The sequence below is a fragment of the Campylobacter sp. CH186 genome, assembly GCF_004378925.1.
Lineage (GTDB): Bacteria > Campylobacterota > Campylobacteria > Campylobacterales > Campylobacteraceae > Campylobacter_D > Campylobacter_D jejuni.
The window spans coordinates 145417-165915 of the sequence record NZ_RYYB01000003.1; the positions used below are offsets into that span (position 1 = coordinate 145417).

Annotated in this window: 19 protein-coding genes and 1 pseudogene; 8 read left to right on the forward strand and 12 right to left on the reverse strand. The window is 29.9% G+C overall.

Annotation, left to right across the window (positions count from 1 at the left end; all coding sequences use genetic code 11):
- Nucleotides 1-3: 3 nt before the first annotated feature.
- The 4 genes from kdsB to ELQ09_RS04570 are packed head-to-tail and all read right to left on the reverse strand — an operon-like array spanning nucleotide 4 to nucleotide 3799.
- Nucleotides 4-723, reverse strand: a complete 720-nt coding sequence (gene kdsB, locus ELQ09_RS04555; RefSeq protein WP_134263811.1) for a 3-deoxy-manno-octulosonate cytidylyltransferase — start codon at nucleotides 721-723, stop codon at nucleotides 4-6.
- A complete protein-coding gene (gene thrC, locus ELQ09_RS04560; RefSeq protein WP_002933584.1) occupies nucleotides 720-2132 on the reverse strand; it encodes a threonine synthase in 1413 nt (470 codons plus the stop codon). Before thrC ends, kdsB begins: the two co-directional genes overlap by 4 nt.
- Nucleotides 2129-3055, reverse strand: coding sequence for a tetraacyldisaccharide 4'-kinase (locus ELQ09_RS04565; RefSeq protein WP_002933583.1), 927 nt, complete (start codon nucleotides 3053-3055; stop codon nucleotides 2129-2131). Before ELQ09_RS04565 ends, thrC begins: the two co-directional genes overlap by 4 nt.
- A 3-nt stretch (nucleotides 3056-3058) precedes the next feature.
- The gene (locus ELQ09_RS04570) at nucleotides 3059-3799 is read right to left on the reverse strand and encodes an NAD+ synthase (protein WP_134263803.1); all 741 of its coding nucleotides are present in this window, start codon (nucleotides 3797-3799) and stop codon (nucleotides 3059-3061) included.
- A 73-nt stretch (nucleotides 3800-3872) separates the two neighbouring features.
- On the opposite strand from ELQ09_RS04570, the gene ELQ09_RS04575 reads away from it, so the two are divergent.
- Together ELQ09_RS04575 and ELQ09_RS04580 are read left to right on the forward strand one after the other, a co-directional pair.
- The gene (locus tag ELQ09_RS04575) at nucleotides 3873-4469 is read left to right on the forward strand and encodes an MBL fold metallo-hydrolase (protein WP_070301009.1); all 597 of its coding nucleotides are present in this window, start codon (nucleotides 3873-3875) and stop codon (nucleotides 4467-4469) included.
- A gap of 11 nt (nucleotides 4470-4480) precedes the next feature.
- On the forward strand, nucleotides 4481-4786 hold the full coding sequence (locus tag ELQ09_RS04580) for a hypothetical protein (RefSeq protein ID WP_002852583.1): 306 nt from the start codon (nucleotides 4481-4483) through the stop codon (nucleotides 4784-4786).
- 40 nt (nucleotides 4787-4826) lie between these two features.
- On the opposite strand, the gene ELQ09_RS04585 is transcribed toward ELQ09_RS04580, so the two are convergent.
- Genes ELQ09_RS04585 through murJ form a run of 7 tightly spaced genes read right to left on the reverse strand, consistent with a single transcriptional unit; the run spans nucleotide 4827 to nucleotide 13406 of the window.
- A complete protein-coding gene (locus ELQ09_RS04585; protein ID WP_002938094.1) occupies nucleotides 4827-5606 on the reverse strand; it encodes an enoyl-ACP reductase in 780 nt (259 codons plus the stop codon).
- Nucleotides 5606-6502: a 4-hydroxy-tetrahydrodipicolinate synthase gene (gene dapA / locus ELQ09_RS04590; RefSeq protein WP_134240066.1), complete on the reverse strand. Its 897-nt coding sequence runs from the start codon at nucleotides 6500-6502 to the stop codon at nucleotides 5606-5608. Before dapA ends, ELQ09_RS04585 begins: the two co-directional genes overlap by 1 nt.
- Nucleotides 6495-7745, reverse strand: a complete 1251-nt coding sequence (locus tag ELQ09_RS04595) for a pitrilysin family protein (RefSeq protein WP_134263804.1) — start codon at nucleotides 7743-7745, stop codon at nucleotides 6495-6497. The genes dapA and ELQ09_RS04595 overlap by 8 nt, the downstream gene beginning before the upstream one ends.
- The gene (locus ELQ09_RS04600; RefSeq protein ID WP_134263805.1) at nucleotides 7742-8800 is read right to left on the reverse strand and encodes a quinone-dependent dihydroorotate dehydrogenase; all 1059 of its coding nucleotides are present in this window, start codon (nucleotides 8798-8800) and stop codon (nucleotides 7742-7744) included. Before ELQ09_RS04600 ends, ELQ09_RS04595 begins: the two co-directional genes overlap by 4 nt.
- A 31-nt stretch (nucleotides 8801-8831) precedes the next feature.
- Nucleotides 8832-10574 (reverse strand): ABC transporter ATP-binding protein, encoded by a 1743-nt coding sequence (locus tag ELQ09_RS04605; protein WP_134263806.1) that lies wholly within the window; start codon nucleotides 10572-10574, stop codon nucleotides 8832-8834.
- Nucleotides 10567-11955, reverse strand: a complete 1389-nt coding sequence (gene cysS, locus ELQ09_RS04610; RefSeq protein WP_134263807.1) for a cysteine--tRNA ligase — start codon at nucleotides 11953-11955, stop codon at nucleotides 10567-10569. Before cysS ends, ELQ09_RS04605 begins: the two co-directional genes overlap by 8 nt.
- Entirely contained in the window at nucleotides 11955-13406 is a 1452-nt protein-coding gene (gene murJ / locus ELQ09_RS04615; RefSeq protein WP_134263808.1) for a murein biosynthesis integral membrane protein MurJ, read from the reverse strand. Before murJ ends, cysS begins: the two co-directional genes overlap by 1 nt.
- Before the next feature lie 103 nt (nucleotides 13407-13509).
- Between murJ and ELQ09_RS04620 the strand changes: the two genes are divergently transcribed.
- Genes ELQ09_RS04620 through murF form a run of 6 tightly spaced genes read left to right on the forward strand, consistent with a single transcriptional unit; the run spans nucleotide 13510 to nucleotide 19370 of the window.
- Nucleotides 13510-15369: a flagellar assembly protein A gene (locus ELQ09_RS04620; RefSeq protein WP_052782904.1), complete on the forward strand. Its 1860-nt coding sequence runs from the start codon at nucleotides 13510-13512 to the stop codon at nucleotides 15367-15369.
- Nucleotides 15345-15896 carry a Holliday junction branch migration protein RuvA gene (gene ruvA, locus ELQ09_RS04625; RefSeq protein ID WP_070316482.1) on the forward strand — a complete coding sequence of 184 codons (552 nt, stop codon included), beginning with the start codon at nucleotides 15345-15347 and terminating at the stop codon, nucleotides 15894-15896. The genes ELQ09_RS04620 and ruvA overlap by 25 nt, the downstream gene beginning before the upstream one ends.
- A gap of 9 nt (nucleotides 15897-15905) precedes the next feature.
- On the forward strand, nucleotides 15906-16946 hold the full coding sequence (locus tag ELQ09_RS04630) for a D-alanine--D-alanine ligase (protein WP_134263809.1): 1041 nt from the start codon (nucleotides 15906-15908) through the stop codon (nucleotides 16944-16946).
- A gap of 59 nt (nucleotides 16947-17005) precedes the next feature.
- Nucleotides 17006-17221 (forward strand): type II toxin-antitoxin system Phd/YefM family antitoxin, encoded by a 216-nt coding sequence (locus ELQ09_RS04635; protein ID WP_002852622.1) that lies wholly within the window; start codon nucleotides 17006-17008, stop codon nucleotides 17219-17221.
- 1 nt (nucleotide 17222) lies between these two features.
- Nucleotides 17223-17942: an alpha/beta hydrolase gene (locus ELQ09_RS04640; RefSeq protein ID WP_070316484.1), complete on the forward strand. Its 720-nt coding sequence runs from the start codon at nucleotides 17223-17225 to the stop codon at nucleotides 17940-17942.
- Nucleotides 17943-19370, forward strand: coding sequence for a UDP-N-acetylmuramoyl-tripeptide--D-alanyl-D-alanine ligase (gene murF, locus ELQ09_RS04645; RefSeq protein WP_134263810.1), 1428 nt, complete (start codon nucleotides 17943-17945; stop codon nucleotides 19368-19370).
- Nucleotides 19371-19428: 58 nt separating this feature from the next.
- Here the strand turns inward: murF and ELQ09_RS04650 are convergent.
- Nucleotides 19429-20499, reverse strand: a pseudogene (locus ELQ09_RS04650) (hypothetical protein); the annotation flags it as partial.

The following is a 20499-nucleotide window of genomic DNA, read 5'->3' on the forward strand; positions in this document are numbered from 1 at the left end:
GAGTTATTTTTCTAAATAAATTTTTAAAGCCCTTTCATAGTCTTCTTTAGTATCAATCCCCATGCTTGTTGTTGAAATTTCAAGCATTTTGATTTTTTTACCATTTTCTATAGCTCTTAATTGCTCTAATTTTTCCGCTCTTTCAAGTGCAGAACTTGATAAAGAACAAAATTCCCTTAAAGCTTTGACACTATAAGCATAAATGCCTAAATGCCCTTTAAAACTTTCCTCGTAATTTTCTCTTTCATAAGGGATTTTAGCTCTTGAAAAATACAAAGCATACCCTTCTTTATCACAAAGCACTTTAACCAGATTAGGATCCATAGCTTCTTCTTGAGTAATTTTTTTATAACAACTCGCCATAAAAGCTTTTTTATCCAAGCAAGAACTTGCAAATTCTTTAAATTTTAATAAATTTTCACATTCTATAAAAGGCTCATCAGCTTGGACATTGATAATAATCTCATCATCTTTTAAAGCTAGTTTCTTACAAGCTTCATTAATCCTATCCGCACCACTTTCATGATCTTTGCTTGTTAAAACCGCATTTAGACCATATTCTTTAGCGATACTTAAAACCTTTTCATCGTCTAAAGCTATACAAACTTCATCTACATTACTTACCCTTCTTGCAGTAGCCACAAACATAGGCACTCCACCTATATCACATAAAATTTTCTCATGAAAACGACTTGATTTTAATCTTGCAGGGATAATAATCATTTTTGCATCCAATCTAAAATTTCTTTTTTTATATTTCTGGCTTCAAATACCTTTTCATCGCTATTTTTCAAATCAAATAAAGCCAAAATTTCATCTTTAACTTGGACATTAAACTCTTTAGCTATAAATTTTAAATCTTCTTTTTCATTCTTAGAATCCCTATCATATAAAGCTTTTATCATACTTGGAGTAAATTTTGTCCATTCTGCTGTAGAAGTGATAATGCTAGGTTTTAAAGGATCAAGCATTTTAAAACAAGTTGCGGTATGCGGATCGATTAAAATCTTGCTTTGTTTGATAAATTGCATACATTCTTCATCGGTGCAAAAATCCGCCTCAAAATCTTCTTGCAAACTTTGTAATTCTTCTTTTTCAAGTTTAAAATATCTCTCATTTTTTAACAAATTCATCAGTTCTTTAGTTCTTTTATCTTTAAATTTCGCAAACAAAAGTCTTTCGATATTAGATGAAATAAGTATATCCATAGCTGGAGAAATAGTCTTCTTAAGACTTTTTTCACGCAAATCATAAACGCCCTGATTAAAAAATTCACTCAAAATATTATTCGCATTTGAAGCGATTTTGATTTTTGAAATTTTAGCTCCCATTTTTTTAGCATAAAAAGCCCCTAAAGCATTGCCAAAATTTCCACTTGGAACGATGATTTGTACTTCTTCTAAAAACTCATTAAAAAGTTTTAAACTCGCATAATAATGATAAATAATCTGAAATAAAATACGCCCAAAATTTACAGAATTAGCTGCACAAAGCTCATAATTTAAAGCTTTAATTTCGTTTTGAAAATCTTTTGAAAAAAGCAATTCTTTTAAAGTGCGTTGCGCTGCGTCAAAATCCTCATCTATGGCAAAAACTTTCAAATTATCCTTATCTAAAGCTTGCATTTGCAACTCTTGAACTCCACTTGTGCCACCTTTTGGATACATACAAGCTACTTTAACATTTTTTGCATTTTCAAAACTTTTTAAAGTTGCAGGCCCTGTATCGCCACTTGTAGCACAGATAATTAAAATATTCTTATCCTTTGAAAATTCGCTTAAAAGTACGCCAAAAGGCTGTAAAGCCATATCTTTAAAAGCTCTTGTAGGCCCATGCCAAAGCTCGTTAATATAGGTTTTTTCAGAGATTTTTTGCAAAGAAATAGGTGTATTTTTATCATCAAAGCTTTCATAACTTTTCAAAGCCTTTTTAAAAAGCTCTTCTTCGCCAAAACCAAAACTTTCTATAAGCTTTAAAGCAAAATCTTTATAAGATAAATTGGCATATTTTTCTCCTTCAAAAATAGGTAAATTTAAAGGCGAATAAAGTCCTCCTTCTGGAGCGTTTGGGTTAATCAAAGCTTCCTTAAAGCTTGATACATTATTTACATTTCTACTCTCGACCAATTTCACTGTTCAAACTCCTTGATATAAGTTTTTATTTTTTCTCTTAATGAATCTTTTAATTCTATATTTAATTCTATAATTTGACATTTAAAACCAAAATCTTTAACTTTAACAAAATCCTTAAAAGTAAGCATTAGTGTATCGCAATTATGTTTTTTTAGCAAATTTTCTAATTCTTCTTTTTTAAACTCATAATGATCTTTAAAAAAATAACAAGCCCTTGCTTTAATAAAATGCTCATACAATCTAAAAGGTTTAGCAATAGCAGTTACCAAAACAGCCTTTGGATTTTCTTTTACAAAAGAATAACGCACAAAATCTCTACCTTCTAATGCAATAAAATCAGCCCTTTTTTCATAAAATTTTGGCAAACGATAAGCTCCACTTGGTAAAGTAAAATTAAAATAAGGTTTGATTTTACTTTCAAGTAAAATATCAAATTTTTTAATATGAAATTTAGAAAAAGCATCATCAAGTACAACGATTTTAGCTCCCAATTCAAAAGCTTTTTCAATACCTTTTACTCTATCTTCGCTCACAATCACACCTTTGATATTTTCTTCAAAAGCATACTCCATAGCTTCATCGCCACTTTGTGTTAAGGTGCATAAAATTTCATTTTGATTTTTAACAACAAACAAACCTTTAGACTTTCTTTTATAGCCTCTAAGTACTATAAAAACGCCATCAAATTCCCTTGCTATAGCTTTGCAAAGCGGGGTTTTTCCATTACCCCCAAAACTTAAATTACCAACGCTAATAACAGGTTTTTTAAAAACTATTTTTTTACGAAAAAAAGTATTTAAAATCGCAAAAAAAGCATAAAACACACTTAAGGGAAAAAGTATAAAAGCAAGGCATTTTTGCCAAAAATTAGGCTTAAAAAAATAATTATCAAGCCAAAGTTCATAATTTTTTTCTTCACTCATTGTTTAAATTTCCAAAATTTCAGGCATTTTTCCCTTAAAAGCATTTTTTTGCATGCGATTTTTTAATATAGCAATCAAAGAAGGATCAAGCGTTCTTAAAAGTTTTTCATCATTAGCTTCTAAGGCTTTTAAGCCTTCATCGATTTTTGCATAAGAAAAACCTAAATCCCCCTCATCGCTTTGATTTTCCCAAAGATCCGCACTTGGAGCTTTTTTAATAAAATTTTCATGCAAGTTAAGGTATTTTGCTAAGGCATAAATTTCACTTTTATAAAGCGATCCTATAGGATTAAAAGCACAAGCTAAATCCCCATAAATCGTACCATAACCCAAAAGTAATTCGCTTTTATTAGAAGTGCCTATGACTAAAGAATTTTTCAAAGCAGAATAATCATAAAGCAAACTCATTCTAATACGAGCTGCAAAATTTCCTAACGATACTAGAGTAGTATTTTCACTTTGCTTTATAAAAGCATCTAAAATGCTTTGAATCTCTATGATTTTATATTCAAGATTTAAATCCGCACAAAGCCTTAAAGCATCTTCAAGATTGGCTTTATTTGAAATTTGAGTTGGCATTAAAAGAGCAAAAACATTCTCTTTTAAAGCTCTTTTACAAAGCGTTGCTACCAAAGCAGAATCAATCCCGCCACTAAGCCCCAAAACCACACCTTGACTTTGAGAATTTTTCACTTTTTCTTGTATAAAATCACACATTTTTTCCGTAATCTTTTGCCAATCCATAAAGCTTGCCTTTTAAAAATTTAATGTATAATTATATTTATTTAAGGCAAATTTTTCGTTAAAGAGGTAAAAAATGCAAATTATCAAACAAGCTTGTGGAGTTTATGAAACTAATTGCTATATTTTATTTACCCCAAAGGGTGAATTTATCATTGATCCAGGAACTGATGCACTTTTATTTATCAAACAACATGTAAAAAATCCTTTAGCGATTTTAAATACTCACGGGCATTATGATCATATTTGGGATAATGCCAAGGTTAAAAAAGAATACAACATCCCCATTTATATTCACAAAAATGATGCTTTTATGCTACATGATGATTTCAATCAAGGCTATGATTCTAGCGATGCGGATTTTTTAGTAGATAATGAAGATATTTTAAATATTTGCGGAGTTGATTTTAAATTTCACTTTTTACCAGGACACACACCAGGTTGCACTATGATAGAAATTGTAGGTAAAAATATCATGTTTAGTGGAGATTTTTTATTTTATAGAAGCATAGGAAGATGGGATTTTCCTTATTCAGATGCAAATTTAATGAAACAAAGTTTAGAAAAAGTTATGACTTACAAAGAAGATTTTAAACTTTTACCAGGACATGGACAAGAGACTACTTTAAAAGAAGAACAAGTCCATTTACCCTCTTGGCTTAGATACTTTTAAGGTATATTAAAATGGAATTAGATCAAATTTTATTATATGCTTTTATTTTTTTAAATCTTTTTGCCCTTTTTGGTTTATTTTTGGGAAATAAAAAGAAAAATCAATTTAACGATAAAAAATTTTATAAAATCTGCCCATGTAAAAAAATGGCAGAAAATGGATCTTTAAGTACGATTTGTATTTATTCAGCTGTGGGAGGATTTTTTTACAGCGTATTATCTATAGGTTTTGTAGGTTTTGGCAATTGGACTTTAAATTTTATTTTTTTACTTGCATTATTAAGTGTTTTTTTAGGATGGAAATTAAAACTTGATTGAAAAATATTTTTAAGAAAAATCCATTGATTTTTCTTAATTTTTATTTAAAAGTTGTACCACCATCAACGATGAAAGTATGTCCTGTTACCCAACTTGCCTTACTTGAACAAAGAAAAAGACATGCTCCAGCCAAATCTTCAGGCTGCCCCATGCGATTTAAAGGGCTTAAATTTATAGTAGCCTGTTTTACTTCTTCATAATTTGTAAAAGCTCTTAAAGCATCAGTTTCAATAGGCCCACCACTTACGACATTTACACGGATATTTTTTTCTCCAAGTTCAGTAGCCGCATATCTTGCCATAGCTTCTACGGCAGCTTTTGCTGTGCCATGACCTGAATAATTTTCTATATACACTAAATTTCCTGTAGATGAGATAGAAATAATGCTTCCACCTCCTACTTTTTCCATTCTTTTAGCTGCTTCTTGTGCGCCCACAACAAAAGCATTAACTGTGGCTGTAAAGATGTTATTAATTCCTTTTGGTTTTAATTTCATAAATTTAGTATAACCACCTACAACCGCACGTCCTGAAATGATAGCATTTGAGATGAAATAATCCACTCTATCAAAATCCGCATCAATTTTTTCAAAAAGTTCTTTATAAGTTTCAGGTTCTAAAATATTAAATTCATAAGCTCTAGCTTTGATTTTATAATTTTTCTCCAAATCTTGCACCATTTCGTCAGCAATTTGTGCATTAGAATTATAAGTAAAAGCTATATTTGCACCCACTTTAGCAAATTCATAAACTATAGCCTTACCTATCCCACGAGTTCCACCGCTGATTACTAAAGTTTTTCCTTGAAATTCTGTATTCATTAAAATCCTTTGATCTTATATTTTTTCATCACTTCTTCAATTTTAGCAAAATTTTCCTTACTTGGAGAACAAAGAGGAAGTCTAAACTCCAAACTTTCTATCAATCCAGCTATATGCATAGCCGTTTTAATAGGAATAGGATTACTTTCGCAAAATAAAATTTTATTGATATTATAAAGCTCATCATTGATTTTTTTAGCTTCTTTATAATTTTCATCTAAAGCAAAATGAGTTAAAGCGCTAATCATATCGGGTAATAAATTTGAAGTTACTGAAATCACTCCCTTTCCACCATTTGAAAGTATAGGATAATTGATCGCATCTTCTCCCGAAATAAGCATCATTCTAGGTTCGTGCGCAAGCAAATCCACACACTTATCGATATTTCCACTCGCTTCTTTTACTCCATAAATATTTTCACAATCTCTAAAAAGCTTGATAATAATATCTGTTGAAATTTCACAACCTGTTCTTCCTGGAACATTATATAAAAGCACAGGAATATCTACACTTTGCGCAATAGCCTTATAATGCTCATAAAGTCCTTGTTGTGTAGGTTTATTATAATACGGTGCCACACTTAAAATCCCATCAGCACCATGTTCTTTAGCAAATTTAGCCAAACCCACTGCCTCATGAGTTGCATTACTTCCCGCACCTGCTAAAACCTTAACCTTAGTTCCTTTGCAAGTTTCAACGGCTATTTCTATGCAAGTTCTATGTTCTTCATGGGTTAAAGTTGCACTTTCTCCTGTTGTTCCTACTGGAACTACTGCATCGATGCCATTTTCTATTTGTCTTTTAATCAATCTTGCATAACTTTGCTCATCAACTTTTCCATTTTTAAACGGTGTAATAAGAGCAGTCATCGCCCCAATGATAATATTTTTATCCATTTGAATCCTTTCTTAGAATTACCATAGTTGAATTTTCTTGAATAAAATATTTTTTAGCACAAGAAATCAAATCTTTTAATTCCAAATTTTGTATATCTTTCTCATAATTTAACAAAGGATTGATATCTCCTCTTGCTAGATATGAACCATAAATATTTGCCACTGCACTAGCATTGTTAAGCGAGAAAATAAAATCACTCTTGACATTATTTTTCACTCTTTGCAAATCTTTTTGAGAAATTTTACCCATTTTAAGTTTATCAATGATTTTTAAAAGCTCTTTTTCTACTTTTTCTGCATTAACATTGGGGTTACAATTACAAATAAAAATAAATAAATTTTCATCTATACAATCATTAACATAAGCATAATAATCATTGATTAAATTTAATTTATCAATCAAAATTTCACTCATTAAAGAACTTTTCCCACTTCCTAAAAGCTCGGATAAAGCATTTAAGGCAGGTATATCTTTGTGCTTGAAATTTGGAATTTTATAAGCAAGGGCTAATAGTTCAGTATCTGAGTTTTTATGCAAATATATTCTTTTTACTCCATCTTGCTTAGGCTCTTTTGTGTGAATTTTAGGTATAGTCTTAGTATTTTTAATCTTTTCAAAATGTTGTTTTGAAAGCTCAAAAACTTCTTTACTTTCTATATCGCCACTTACAAGTAAAATCGCATTTTTAGGTTGATAGTAAATACTGTGAAATTCTTTAATATCTTCAATACTCCAATTTTCTATATCTTTAAAAAAACCTATAGGAGTCCAATGATAAGGATGATACATAAATGCATGATTAAAAAGTCTAAAATAAAGATATCCTAAAGGGTTATTATCTGTTCTCCATCTACGCTCTTCTAAAACCACTGCTCTTTCAGGCTGAAATTCTTCATCTTTTAAATTTAAATTCGCCATAAGTTCCGCAAAAAGCTCTAAAGCTTTATCTAAATTTTTCTTCGCACATTTAATATAATAATGAGTATAGTCAAAACCTGTGCTTGCATTATCCACACCACCAAAACCTTTAACAATCTCATCAAATTCGCCAGCTTTTAAATTTTTAGTACTTTTAAAATTTAAATGTTCTAACATATGAGCTATGCCACTTTTTCCCATGATCTCATTTCTTGAACCCACTTTATAAAAAATATCAACGCTAATCACATCGCTATTTTTATTTACAGGCAAAGCATAAATTTCAAGCTTGTTTTTTAATTGAATTTTTTCATAAGCAATCATTTTAAATTTACCCCAACAGCTTCGCTAATGTGTAAAAAACCATCTTTTCTTAAAAGTTCTATAAGATTTTGATTGATATTGTTTACCAAAGAAGGACCTTTAAAAATCAAAGCTGTATAAACTTGCACTAAATTAGCCCCATTTTTAATACGCTCATAAGCAATATCAGCACTATCAATCCCTCCACTTGCAATAAGCAAGGTTTTGCCAAAAAGAATTTTAGCTACTTCTTTGAAAAAAATACCACTTTTTTCCGTAATCAGTCTTCCACTAATACCACCAAAGGTACGATTATTATCTAGCAAGCTATAATCAATACTAGTATTGGCCAATATAAACCCATCTGCACCTTTTTTAATGGCATTTTCACATAAATTTAAAGCATCATCTATTTTCATATCAGGAGCAATTTTTATCAAAATAGGCTTAGAAGTGATTTTTTTGGCTTCTTCAAACAAGGTATTTAAAAAATCATCATTTTGCAACTCTCTTAAATTTTTAGTATTAGGAGATGAGATATTAACGATAAAATAATCACACAAATCCTTAAAATCTCTAAACAAAGTAAAATAATCCTCCAAGGCTTTGTCATTTGGAGTGATTTTATTTTTCCCTATATTTACCCCTAAAGGCAAAACAAAAGGATAAGTTTTTGCAAGCCTTAAAGCAATCTTTTCAGCACCTTCGTTGTTAAAACCCATAGCATTTTGTATACTTTCTTGTTTTACAAGTCTAAATAGGCGTGGCTTTTCATTGCCTTCTTGAGGTTTTGGAGTAAAAGTTCCCACTTCTAAAAAGCCAAATCCTAAAGCACTCAAAGGTCTTATCATAGTGGCATTTTTATCAAAGCCTCCTGCTAAACCTACAGGATTATTAAAATCAAGTCCAAGTAAATTTTGCCTTAAACTCTCATCATCAACTATATATTTGCGTGCTAAAAAACTTAAAGCTCCTGGAAAACTAGCACTTAAAGCCCTTAAGCTATATTCAACCAAAGCATGTGCATGCTCAGGGTTTAACTTAAAAAGTAAAGGTTTTATCATTTCATAAGCCATTTTTTAATCCTTTTTGAAATTCTAACTAAAATTAACTAAAGCTAGGCTTTGTTTTTTCTTTGCTTTTAAATTTTTGATATAAAGAACAAGCTTGCAAAAGCTCTTCATCTTTACCTATTGCCAATACCTTACCCTTATCCAATACTACTATTTTATCCGCATTTTCTATAGTGCTTAAACGATGTGCAACCACTAAAATCAATCTATCTTGTTTTAAATTTTCTATAGTTTTAACTATTGCTTTTTCACTTTCATTATCCAAAGCTGAAGTTGCTTCATCAAAAATAAGCACATCAGGATTTTTATATAAAGCTCTAGCGATTGCTATTCTTTGTTTTTGCCCTCCACTTAAGTTCTTACCATGTTCTTTCACTTCAGCCCAAATCCCGCCCATTTCTTTAACAAATTCATAAGCATTGGCCAATTTTAAAGCTTGGATGACTTTTTCTTCTTCTAACTCTTCGCTATAAGCAATATTTGCAGCAAAACTATCATTAAAAAGATAAATATTTTGCGTTACAAGTCCTATTTTAGCATGTAAGCTTTCTATGGTAAAAGTGCTAATATCTTCTTGATTGAGTAAAATTTTACCTTTTTGCTTTTCATAAAAATACATCAAAAGATTAATAATAGAAGATTTACCACCCCCACTTGTCCCTACAAGAGCAAGCATTTGCCCTTTAACAAAATCAAAATTTACGCCTTTTAAAACACTTTTATGCGGGTTTTCATAAGCAAATTCAACATTTTCAAAGCTAATTTTTTCAATGTTTTTTAATTCTTTGCTTCCACCTTTAATTTGAGGTTCTAAATCCAATAAATAAAAAGTTCTTTCACTTGCCGCAACAGCACCTTGAAGTTTTCCATATAAAGACGAAAGACGCTTTAAAGGAGTATATATCGCAAAAAGTGCCGAAACAAAACTGATAAAACTTCCCACACTCATAGAACCATTGATAACCTCTCTACCCCCTACAATAATCACCACAGCAACCCCAACAGAGCCCATCATATCCATTAAAGGACTTGTAAGTGCATCAATACGTGCGGATTTTAGGTTTAATTTACATAAAGTATCATTATGCTTAGCAAATTTATCACTTTCTTTTTTTTCATTATCATTAGCTTTGATCAATTCAATATTTGAAAAAATTTCACCCAAATAAGAAAGTAAATCCGAATTTGTTTCTTGTATATTTCTTGCATATTTTTTAAGTTTTTTAGCAAACCATACCAAAGGAAAAATAGCTAAAGGCAAAATCACTAAAGCAAAAAAAGCCAAAGTAGGACTTTGATACAAGACTATCGCAAGCAGTCCTATAGCAGTTAAAAGCTCTCTAAAAAAATCAGGAATAATGTTTGATACTATGCTTTGAAGTGCATTAATATCATTAGTACAACGACTTACAAGCTCTCCGCTTCTATAGCGTTTAAAAAAATCCATATCCAAGCGTAAAACATTTTTCAAAACCCTAGCACGCAATACTCTTAACATATCTGTTCCTATAAAGGAAACATAAAAACTTTGTAAATAAGTTCCAAGATTTTTAAAAAAATACATCAATACTAGCAAAAAAGGCACTGTATAAAGTAAAGCTTCATTTTTTTCAACGAAAATATAATTTAAAATAGGCTCTAAAGCATAAAAACTTCCAGCAGTTCCTCCGCTTGCTAAAATCATACCGAAAATAGCTATAGCAAATTGTTTCCAATATCTTTTATAAAAGGGCTTAAAGCGTATTAAAACCTCTTTTAAATTCATCTCATTATGCATTTATTTTCTCCCAAATTGTTCCATTTGGAGTATCTAAAAGAGTGATTTTTTTACTATTTAATTGCTCTCTTATTGCATCAGCTGTGTTAAAATCTTTGTTTTTCTTAGCCTCAGTTCTTTCTAAAATTAACTTTTCAATCTCTTCTCGTTCTTCTTTGCTTACACCCCATTGAAAATATAAAGTTGTATCCATAAAACCAAAGCCAAAAATTTTAGCTAGCTCGCTTAAAGCTTCTTTGATATTTTGTTTTAAAATTTTATTTTTGCTTTCTTTATCCAACTCTAAATTTGCACTACTGATAAAATCATCCAAAAGAGCTAAGGCTTTAGAAATATTTAAATCATCATTTAAAATCTCTAAAATTTGCTTAGTAATTTCGCTTTTTATTTCAATATCATTTAAAACATCAAAATCAGAAATTTCACCTAAATCCAACCTTTTTTTAAGGCGATAAAATTTATCTAAACGTTTTTTAGCATTTTCTAAATCCGATAAAGAATAATTAAAATGAGATCTATAATGAGAACTCAAAAGATAAAATCTTAAAGCCTCGCCCATAAATTCTTTTAAAGCATCTTTTATAAAAAAACTATTATTTAAACTTTTACTCATTTTTTCGCCATCGATTTTTACAAAACCATTGTGAAGCCAAATATTTGCTAATTTTCTCTTACATCCACAACGACATTGCGCAGCTTCATTTTCATGATGAGGAAAAAGCAAATCTATCCCTCCAGCATGTATATCAAGAGTATTTTCAAAAATAGAATCAATCATAGCAACACATTCAGTATGCCAACCTGGACGCCCTTTGCCAAATTCACTTTCGTAAAAATTTTCATCAAATTTCCAAAGCGCAAAATCGCTTTCATTTCTTTTTTGCACTTCATTACTTAGACGAGAGATATTTTCTTCTAAATTGCGATTTAATAGGCTTAAATATTTTTCATCTTTACTTATATCAAAATAAATTCCATCTTCTAGAGTATAAACAAACCCATCCTTAGCAAGCTTTTTAATCAAATCAAGCATAGCTGTTATATAATGCGTTGCACGAGGTTTAAAATCAGGATCTAATACATTTAAAACCCTCATATCCTCTTCATAACTTTTGATATAAAATTCCGTAATTTCCTCTAAAGTTTGACCACTTTGAGCCATTTTTTTCAAAATCTTATCATCAATATCTGTATAATTTCTAGCAAATTTTACCCTATTGCCCTGAGCAAGTAAAACCCTACGCAAAAGATCAAAACAAACACTACTTCTTGCATGTCCTAAATGTGCATCATCATAAACCGTAGGTCCGCATAAGTAAATACTAATATCTTTTTTATCAAGTTTTATTTTCTCTTTTGTTACACTGTCTAATAATCTCATTAAAAAACTCCTTTAAAACTTGTAAAAATTCCTATAAAAAAACTTAAAATATAAGGTTTAATCAAAATAAGTAAGATTGTAAAAACAATCAAAGCAACTATAACCAATAAGCAAATTTTAATAGATATTAAAACAAAAAATTTCTTAAAACCAAATTCTTTGATATTAGCTCCAAGCAAATAAAAAGCACTAATAGAGCTTGAAAGTGCTACTGCAATAACCTTTAAACTTTCATCTTTAATCAAAAATATAAAAGCCATAGAACATAAAGCACTGATAATTAAAGATTTTACCGCGATCCAAGCTGCTGTTTTTTGTTTAAATTTTGCATAAAGCCACAAAGAAAAAAGCTTTTGCAAACCAAAAGGTAAAAGCCCTATAAGATAAGCAATCAAAACATAAGCCGTAATCACACTATCTTCATGGGTAAAATTTCCCCTTTCAAATAAAAGCTTTGAAATTTCCAAAGCAAACACAGAACCTACAATACTAGAAGCAATAAGCAAAATGCTTAAAAGCGCTAATGCTCTTTGCATAAATTTTAAAGCTAAATTTTCTTGACCACTTTTTAAATGTTTTAAAATTTTTGGAAAAGAAACTTGAGTTAAAGCGATAGCAAAAAGTGCAAGGGGGAGTTGGAATACACGATTTGCATAATAAAGATAAGAAATACTCCCGCTCATTAAAAAACTAGCTATGGTTGTATCAAGCAATGAGCTAAATTGAGTCGCAGAAGAACCTAAAACTCCATGAAAAAAATTGCCATAAAAACCTTGTAATTTCGCCTTGGCTTTTTTAAATTTTACACTTAAAGCCATAGCACGGATTACAGGATTGTTTTTTAAAACAAGCAAATGTAAAACAAGCTGTGCCACCCCACTTAAAACCGTTGCATAAGAAAAATAATAAAGTGTATTTTGCGGTGCATTTTTATCCACAAAAAAGGCAGCTATAACAATACTTAAATTAAATAATGCCGCAGAAAAAGAGGTAATGAAAAATTTTTGTCTATAATTTAAAATAGCTCCTAAAAAAGTAACTAAAAAAATAAAAAACAAATACCAAAAATTAATCGCCACCAAAGGAGCCGCTAAAGCTATAGTATCTGCGTTAAACCCAAAAGCAAAAAGCTTAGTAAAAAAAGAGGAAAAAAAACTTACCAAAAGACAAAATAAAAAAACTATAAGGCTAAATTGCATCATTACACTAACGCAAAAAGCTCCCTTTTTTTTCGCTTTTACAAAATTAGGCAAAAAACTTTGTCCAAAAGCCCCTTCTGCAAAAATTCTTCTAAAAAAAGCAGGCATTTTTAAAGCCACAAAAAAAATATCACTATAAAGCCCTGCTCCTAAAAAAAGCGCTATTAAAACATCTCTAGCAAGCCCTAAAATTCTTGAAAATAAAATTCCTAAAGCATTGATAATAAAATTTTTAAATACTAAACTCTTCATTAAATTTTTTCATAAATTTCAAAATATAAAGAGAACTATTTTAACTAAAATTGATTAAAAATTGACTATAATTACATTCTTAATTTTTTACAAGGGGAAAGTTTTGGCTTTGGATGAAAAAATTATTGCCTATACAGAAAATCCAGCTCGAGAGCTTTTAAGCGTAGCTTCACGAACAAACCTTAGCTTAAATGAGCTTGATTTTAGTTTATTGGCATTTTCTACACAATATCGTTTTGGAGATTTAGAATGGGAAAAAATCTCTGAAAAAGAATTAACTCTTTTTGATAAAGATGAAATTTTTTTAAAAAATGATCTTCAAATCAAGCAAGAATACAAAATAGAAATTTTCCATGGTATAAACCAAAGCAAAGCATCTCAAGCAGTCAAACTAGTTGCAAATAAAAATTTAACCAAAATAGTTGCTCAAATTGATTTTACAAATTTAGACTTTCATGAAAAACTAGCACTAGAACTTTTGCAAAATATTTATAAAAAGATGTTGAAACTTAAATTTTTAATAGGTATCCGCATTTTTGATTTTAAGAAAAATTTAATGTCTTTTTGCAACCAACATAAAAACACCCCTTTAAATAAAACTATACAAATTACCGTTGCACAAGGTATTGATCCTATAGAAAGTCAAGATGAATCCCTGATCTTGACTTATAAAGAAAAAACCAAAAACTACACTATCGATGAAAAACGCTCAGGTATTATTGTTGTTGATGAAAATGAAGTTGTTTTAAAACACGCCAAATTTAAACAAGGTAAAGAAGGAAAAGACTTAAATTTACACACCTTAAAAGTTTTAGCCGCAAATGAAAATAAAGTTAAATTTTCTTGTTCTTCGGCTTTTAAACAAGTAGAGCAAGATGGATACACAGAATATATAGCTTTAAAAAAAGGTTATGTAGTACAAGATGGTGAAAAATTTGATATTGCCAATGAACTAGATTTTAATGGGGTAGATTTTAAAAATATAGGGATTATAAGAGCTGGACTAGACAAAAATGTCAAAATCAATATAAAATTTCTTTCAGAAGTAAAAGATGCTGTAAATTCTGGTATTGGGATAGAATGTGAAGAATTAAATGTAGTCGGAAGCGTAGGAAGCAACACTCAACTTAATGCCACCAAAATGAAAATTGAAGGCACTACACACTCTAAAGCCAAAATTCAAGCCAAACAAGCCTATATAAAAACTCATAGAGGATTTGCAGAAGCCGAAATTTTAAATATAGATTTGCTCGAAGGTGGAACAATCAAAGCCAAAGAAGTGAGAATTAAAAAAAGCTTAGGTGGAAATATACAAGCTGATAAAATCTATATAGAAAATTTAGAAAGTAATAATTCTTGTGTGTTTTTTGAAAACACCACAATAGAACGCATTAACGGGGATAACAATAAATTTCATGCTAAAATTAAAACTCTTGATAAAAATTATGATGAAGAATTTGCGATTTTAGGAGAGCAAATTTCTAAGTTAAATCATAAAATAAATAAAATAAGACAATACATTTTATCAAGCAAAAATGGAATTTTAAGCATTGAAAAAAAGATAACAGAACTTAAAAATCAAGGTCAAAATGTTCCTGTACAATACGAAAAAGCCCTAAAAGATTTCTCTTTACAAAATCTTGAATTAAATAAACTACAAAATGAAGAAAAAGAACTTCTTGAACGCAAAAAATCTTTACAATTAGAATTAATCAATTTGCAAAAAATGCTTTTTGAAGCAACTTTTATAAATAAAAGCGGCAAATGGACTGATATGAATGAAATCAAATTTTCACTTCTAGAGCCTAAAGAAGATATTTTTTACTCTTCATTTGTTAATGAAAGTGCTAAATTTATAGGCATTAAAAAAGTCATACAAAACAACCAAGAAAGTATAGAAATACATAAAAAATTAGATTATGAAGAAAAGGATATAGCATGGTTGTCGGCATCGAAGGAATAGTCACAAAAAAAGAACCTACTTTTATCATTGTTAAATGTGCTAGTGGTTTAAGCTATGGGATATTTATTTCGCTTTTTTGTTCTGCTAAAATTCAAACTCAAGAAAAGCATGAGTTTTTTATCACTCAAATCATCAAAGAAGATTCTAATAAATTTTATGGCTTCTTGGATAAAGATGAACAAAAAATGTTTGAAATGCTTTTAAAAGTCAATGGAGTGGGTGCAAATACTGCTATGGCGGTATGCTCTAGTCTTGATGTAAATTCTTTTTACAAAGCGTTAAGTTTGGGCGATGAAAGCGTGCTTAAAAAAGTACCTGGTATAGGTCCAAAAAGTGCAAAACGCATTATAGTAGAACTTTCTGACACAAAAACCAAACTTGAAAATGTAAGCGATGATAAAAGCGAAGCCTTAGCCGCACTTCTTACTCTAGGCTTTAAACAAGAAAAAATCATAAGTGTTTTAGCAAGTGCTCAAGCAACAAACACAAGCGAACTCATCAAAGAAGCTCTTAAAAAACTAGGATAAAGGAATAAAATGAAATTTGCAATACTTTTTGGCGGAAATTCTTATGAACACGAGATCAGTATAGTAAGTGCTGTAGTACTTAAAAAAGTTATCAATCAAAATTTAGAATTTGTTTTTTGCGATGAAGAAAGAAGATTTTATCACATTCCAAGCGAAAAAATGAATTCTAAAACTTTTAGCGCCAAAGCTTATAAAAATGAAAAAGAACTCTTCATCAAACAAGGAGGTTTTTTTAGCAAAGGCTTTTTAAAAGAAAATAAACTAGAGTGCGAATGCGTGATCAATCTTATCCATGGTAGAGATGGAGAAGATGGAAAAATTGCGGCTTTATTTGAGTTTTATTCTATTAAATTTATAGGACCTAGGCTTGAAGCTAGCGCATTATCTTTTAATAAAGAACTTACCAAACTTTATGCCAAAAGCGTTGGAGTAAAAACACTTGATTATACCATGCTAAGAAAAAACCAAAACTCTAAAGAAAAGCTTAGTTTTCCTTGCATTATCAAACCTGCAAGACTTGGAAGTAGTATAGGTATTAGTATAGTAAAAGATGAAAAAGATTTAGAATACGCCAAAGATGTAGGTTTTGAATTTGATAATGATCTTGTAGTAGAAGAATTTAAAAACAATATCAAAGAATACAATCTTGCAGGATGTATGATCAATGATGAGTTTGTTTTTTCCATCATAGAAGAGCCAAAGAAAAAAGAATTTTTAGACTTTGAACAAAAATATCTTAGCTTTTCAGGACACAATGAGCTTATAGAAGCGGATTTAAGCGAAGAATTAAAAGAAAAACTCAAAGACAGTTTTAAAAAGATCTACAATCCTTTGTTTAAAGGTGCTTTAATACGCTGCGATTTTTTTATACTGGATAATGAAGTATATTTAAATGAAATCAACCCAAATCCTGGTTCTTTGGCTAATTATCTTTTTAAAGATTTTAATACCACTTTAAACGCTTTAGCTGATCAAATTTCACTTGAAAAAATGATAAAAATCAATTACAACTTCCTTCACTCCATCAACGGACAAAAAGGAAAATTATAAGCTTTTAAGTCAAAATACGCTAAATTATACATAAAATTTAGCGTATTTTAGGAAGAAAAATGCTCTCTTTTAAACAAGATGAAATTTACACTGCCACCGAAGTGGTAAGAAATTTTAGCCCCATTATGGAAAAACTCAAAAAAAGCGAAAGTGGAAAAATAGTTATTTTAAAAAATAACAAATTTGAAGCTGTAATGCTTAGTATGAAAGAATTTGAACGCTTACAAAACGCCATGCAACTTTTAGAAAATATCTACAAAAATCAAAAGGCTTAAAATGGCTCAAACACAACTTTCTTATAAAAACAAAACTTATCAAATTTCTTATGAAATTTTAGGCGATCTTGCCTTACCGCAAATACTTATCTTGCACGGCTGGGGAGCCAATAAAGAACTTATGAAGCAAAGTTTTTGTCCTTTTTTGAAAGATTTTTGTCAAATTTATATGGATTTGGCGGGTTTTGGAAATTCAAGCGTGGAAGAAATTTTAAACACTCAAGATTATGCCAATATCACAGAACTTTTTTTAAAGCAAAAAAAACTCGATGTCTGTTTTTTCATGGGGCATTCTTTTGGTGGAAAAGTAAGCACCCTACTCGCAAAAGAAAAAGACACTCTAATCTTACTTTCAAGTGCAGGAATTTTGGCTAAAAAATCCCTAAAAGTACGTTTTAAAATCCGTATTTTTAAAATTTTAAAACTCTTTGGTTTTGGAAAATTTTATCGCTATTTTGCTAGTAAAGATGGAGCAAATCTTAGTCCTATAATGTATGAAACCTTTAAAAGGGTTGTTGATGAGGATTTTAGTGAAATTTTTGCCAAGCAAAAGGCTAAAAGCTTGGTTTTTTGGGGGAAAAGCGATGAAGCTACGCCTTTATATTGTGGCGAGAAAATGCATCAATTTTTAAAAAATAGCACTTTTTATCCTTTAGAGGGAGATCATTTTTTCTTTTTAAAACATTCTGCTTTCATAGCTCAAAAAATTAAGGAAATTTAAATGCTTATCAATACTCTTTATTTTATTAATTCTTTATTTTTTAATTTTTGTATAGCTTTTTATCTTATGAGTGCTTTACAATGGTATTCTTATAAATTTAAACGCGTGTTTTTTCATTATCATAAACCTTTGTGGCATTTGTATTTTTTATTTATTCCTTATTTTTTATTCTTAGCTTTTCCTTTATACTCTTTGGCATATTTTGCATTGATCCATACTCCAATTTTGTATTTTTGGAACAAAGGTATAGATAAAAAGCTTGTTTTTACAAGCAAGGTTAAATGGTTTTTTGTTTTTGTTTTTGTTTATAATGCTATTTTTGCTATCCTTGCTTTGCGTTTTTCTTTTCTTTTTAATCTTTTTAGCCTTCCTTTTGCTTTATTGAGTCTTAAAATTTATGAGTTTTTTACAAATTTATATTATAAAAAACAAGCCAAAGCCAAACTAAGAGCCAATGAAAATTTAAAAATCATACTCATTACCGCAAGTTTTGGAAAAACAAGTATTAAAAATTTTCTATACGAACTTTTAAAAGATGACTTTAAAAGCTACAAAACACCACGCTCTGTCAATACCTTGCTAGGTATAGTTGCTGATATCAATACCAATTTAAGCCAAGATACTCAAATTTACATAGCTGAAGCAGGTGCTAGACTTAAAGGCGATATTGATGAAATCACTCGTTTTTTACAACCTCACATCAGCATAGTAGGAGAGATAGGCAATGCACATTTAGAGTATTTTAAAAGTGTTGAAAATATCCGCTCAACCAAACTTGAAGCCTTAAATTCCAAAAGATTAAAAAAGGCTTTTTTACACTCTAGCACCCAAAAAGAAGAAGATAAACTCATCAGCCTTTATGATGATAAATTAAGTCTTATTCATTCAAGTCTTGAAGGTTTAGAATTTAAAGTCGATATAGAAAATAAATCCTATGATTTCAAAAGTCAAATTTTAGGGGATTTTAGCGCGCAAAATCTTTGTGTTTGTATACTTTGTGCTCATTATCTTGGTATAAAACTAGAAAAAATTCAAAAGCAAGTTTTAAATATAAACTCCGTAGAACATCGCTTGCAAGTGCTTTCAAGAGAGCCTAAATTTATCATAGATGATGGTTTTAATGGAAATTTTAAAGGTATGAGCACAAGCTATGAACTTTGTAAAAGCTATAAAGGACGCAAAGTTTTAGTAAGTCCTGGTATAGTGGAAGTAAGCGAAGAAGAAAATATAAAACTTGCTAAAATCATTAATGAGTGTTTTGATCTTGCTATCATTAGCGCACAAATCAATGCTGAAATTTTCAAAAAAGAGTTAAAAATAAAAACCATTATACTTAAAGAAAAAAGCCAGCTAGTTCAAACTCTAGCTAAAGAAACAAAAAACGGAGATTTGATACTCTTTTCAAACGATGCACCTAGCTTTATGTGATTCGCATAAGTATTTGCAAATATCATCATTTTTAATTTGACTTCGTGCAAATACTTCTTTAAACCCTAGTCTGCCCTAAAAGATTATTAAGTCTATCCATTATAGAATTAACATAAGAATCTATACTTTGGCTACTTGCTTTCCAGCCATTAGCTTTTGCTTGATTAAACTGATTATCAAACCAAGCTCCACTATAACCTATGCTTGTATTTTGCCAAGCAACTCCTTTATCCATTGCATATATATCTGCATCAAGCTAGCCATCTTGTGCATAACCTTTTAATAAACTTGCAAAATCAACTTTACCTGTCATAATGTCATCGAAATCTACATTAGAGTATTTTGGAATACTTTGTTTGGCAACATTAAGATTATAATTCATTGCTTGCGGTGCAATAGTTGTATTTTTTCCTGCAACCATATAACCACCTTCTGATTTTAAAAAGCTCATAAAAAAAGCTTCTTTAGAATAACTTCCATCTTCATTTTGTGGATAAACTGACATATCAGGATTAAATCCACCTTCCATTAAAGCTCCTTGTGATAAACTTTGAGTTGATATATTTAATTTTTGCGGATAAAAATCAATACCCATCATTCCCATTTGTATTGCTTGAGCTTCATGAAATTCATCATCTGTTTTAAAAACATTAGTTACTTTTGTGTTAGAATGATTAACTAGTCCTAATGCATTATAAGGATTGGATTGATCTGAAAAATCTAAACCTTTATAGCCAACAGAAATATAACCCTTAGGCATAGAATTTATATCTGCTTCAGTGAAACTTGTTTTATTGGTATCATTAAAAGTATGATTAACAATTTGATTAAATTGATTATAGTATTGTTTTATGGTATCAGCCATATCGATATTGGTAAAATAGCGAGAAATTCCTAGCTGTTCTTTTATGTCTTGATATTGTGCTTCATTAAAGTTATATATCTCATCTAAAGTAGATTTATGTATCTTAAAATCTTCAGGAAGTCCTGCGGCTTTGTTAAAATCTTCTCCCATATAACCATTAGCTAAAGATACAATATTGCTTGTATCTGCTTGTTTATATTTTAGAGTATAAATAGAGTTTTTAAATTCACTTGATATATCATAATTAGGAGAACTTGTCTTGCT

What these genes read in the sequence shown, in the direction of transcription:
- kdsB (WP_134263811.1), bottom strand. Translation starts at nt 723, where the DNA reads ATGATTATTATCCCTGCAAGATTAAAATCAAGTCGTTTTCATGAGAAA.
- ELQ09_RS04565 (WP_002933583.1), bottom strand. Translation starts at nt 3,055, where the DNA reads ATGAGTGAAGAAAAAAATTATGAACTTTGGCTTGATAATTATTTTTTT.
- ELQ09_RS04570 (WP_134263803.1), bottom strand. Translation starts at nt 3,799, where the DNA reads ATGGATTGGCAAAAGATTACGGAAAAAATGTGTGATTTTATACAAGAA.
- ELQ09_RS04575 (WP_070301009.1), top strand. Translation starts at nt 3,873, where the DNA reads ATGCAAATTATCAAACAAGCTTGTGGAGTTTATGAAACTAATTGCTAT.
- ELQ09_RS04580 (WP_002852583.1), top strand. Translation starts at nt 4,481, where the DNA reads ATGGAATTAGATCAAATTTTATTATATGCTTTTATTTTTTTAAATCTT.
- ELQ09_RS04585 (WP_002938094.1), bottom strand. Translation starts at nt 5,606, where the DNA reads ATGAATACAGAATTTCAAGGAAAAACTTTAGTAATCAGCGGTGGAACT.
- dapA (WP_134240066.1), bottom strand. Translation starts at nt 6,502, where the DNA reads ATGGATAAAAATATTATCATTGGGGCGATGACTGCTCTTATTACACCG.
- ELQ09_RS04595 (WP_134263804.1), bottom strand. Translation starts at nt 7,745, where the DNA reads ATGATTGCTTATGAAAAAATTCAATTAAAAAACAAGCTTGAAATTTAT.
- ELQ09_RS04600 (WP_134263805.1), bottom strand. Translation starts at nt 8,800, where the DNA reads ATGGCTTATGAAATGATAAAACCTTTACTTTTTAAGTTAAACCCTGAG.
- ELQ09_RS04605 (WP_134263806.1), bottom strand. Translation starts at nt 10,574, where the DNA reads ATGCATAATGAGATGAATTTAAAAGAGGTTTTAATACGCTTTAAGCCC.
- cysS (WP_134263807.1), bottom strand. Translation starts at nt 11,955, where the DNA reads ATGAGATTATTAGACAGTGTAACAAAAGAGAAAATAAAACTTGATAAA.
- murJ (WP_134263808.1), bottom strand. Translation starts at nt 13,406, where the DNA reads ATGAAGAGTTTAGTATTTAAAAATTTTATTATCAATGCTTTAGGAATT.
- ruvA (WP_070316482.1), top strand. Translation starts at nt 15,345, where the DNA reads ATGGTTGTCGGCATCGAAGGAATAGTCACAAAAAAAGAACCTACTTTT.
- ELQ09_RS04630 (WP_134263809.1), top strand. Translation starts at nt 15,906, where the DNA reads ATGAAATTTGCAATACTTTTTGGCGGAAATTCTTATGAACACGAGATC.
- ELQ09_RS04635 (WP_002852622.1), top strand. Translation starts at nt 17,006, where the DNA reads ATGCTCTCTTTTAAACAAGATGAAATTTACACTGCCACCGAAGTGGTA.
- ELQ09_RS04640 (WP_070316484.1), top strand. Translation starts at nt 17,223, where the DNA reads ATGGCTCAAACACAACTTTCTTATAAAAACAAAACTTATCAAATTTCT.
- murF (WP_134263810.1), top strand. Translation starts at nt 17,943, where the DNA reads ATGCTTATCAATACTCTTTATTTTATTAATTCTTTATTTTTTAATTTT.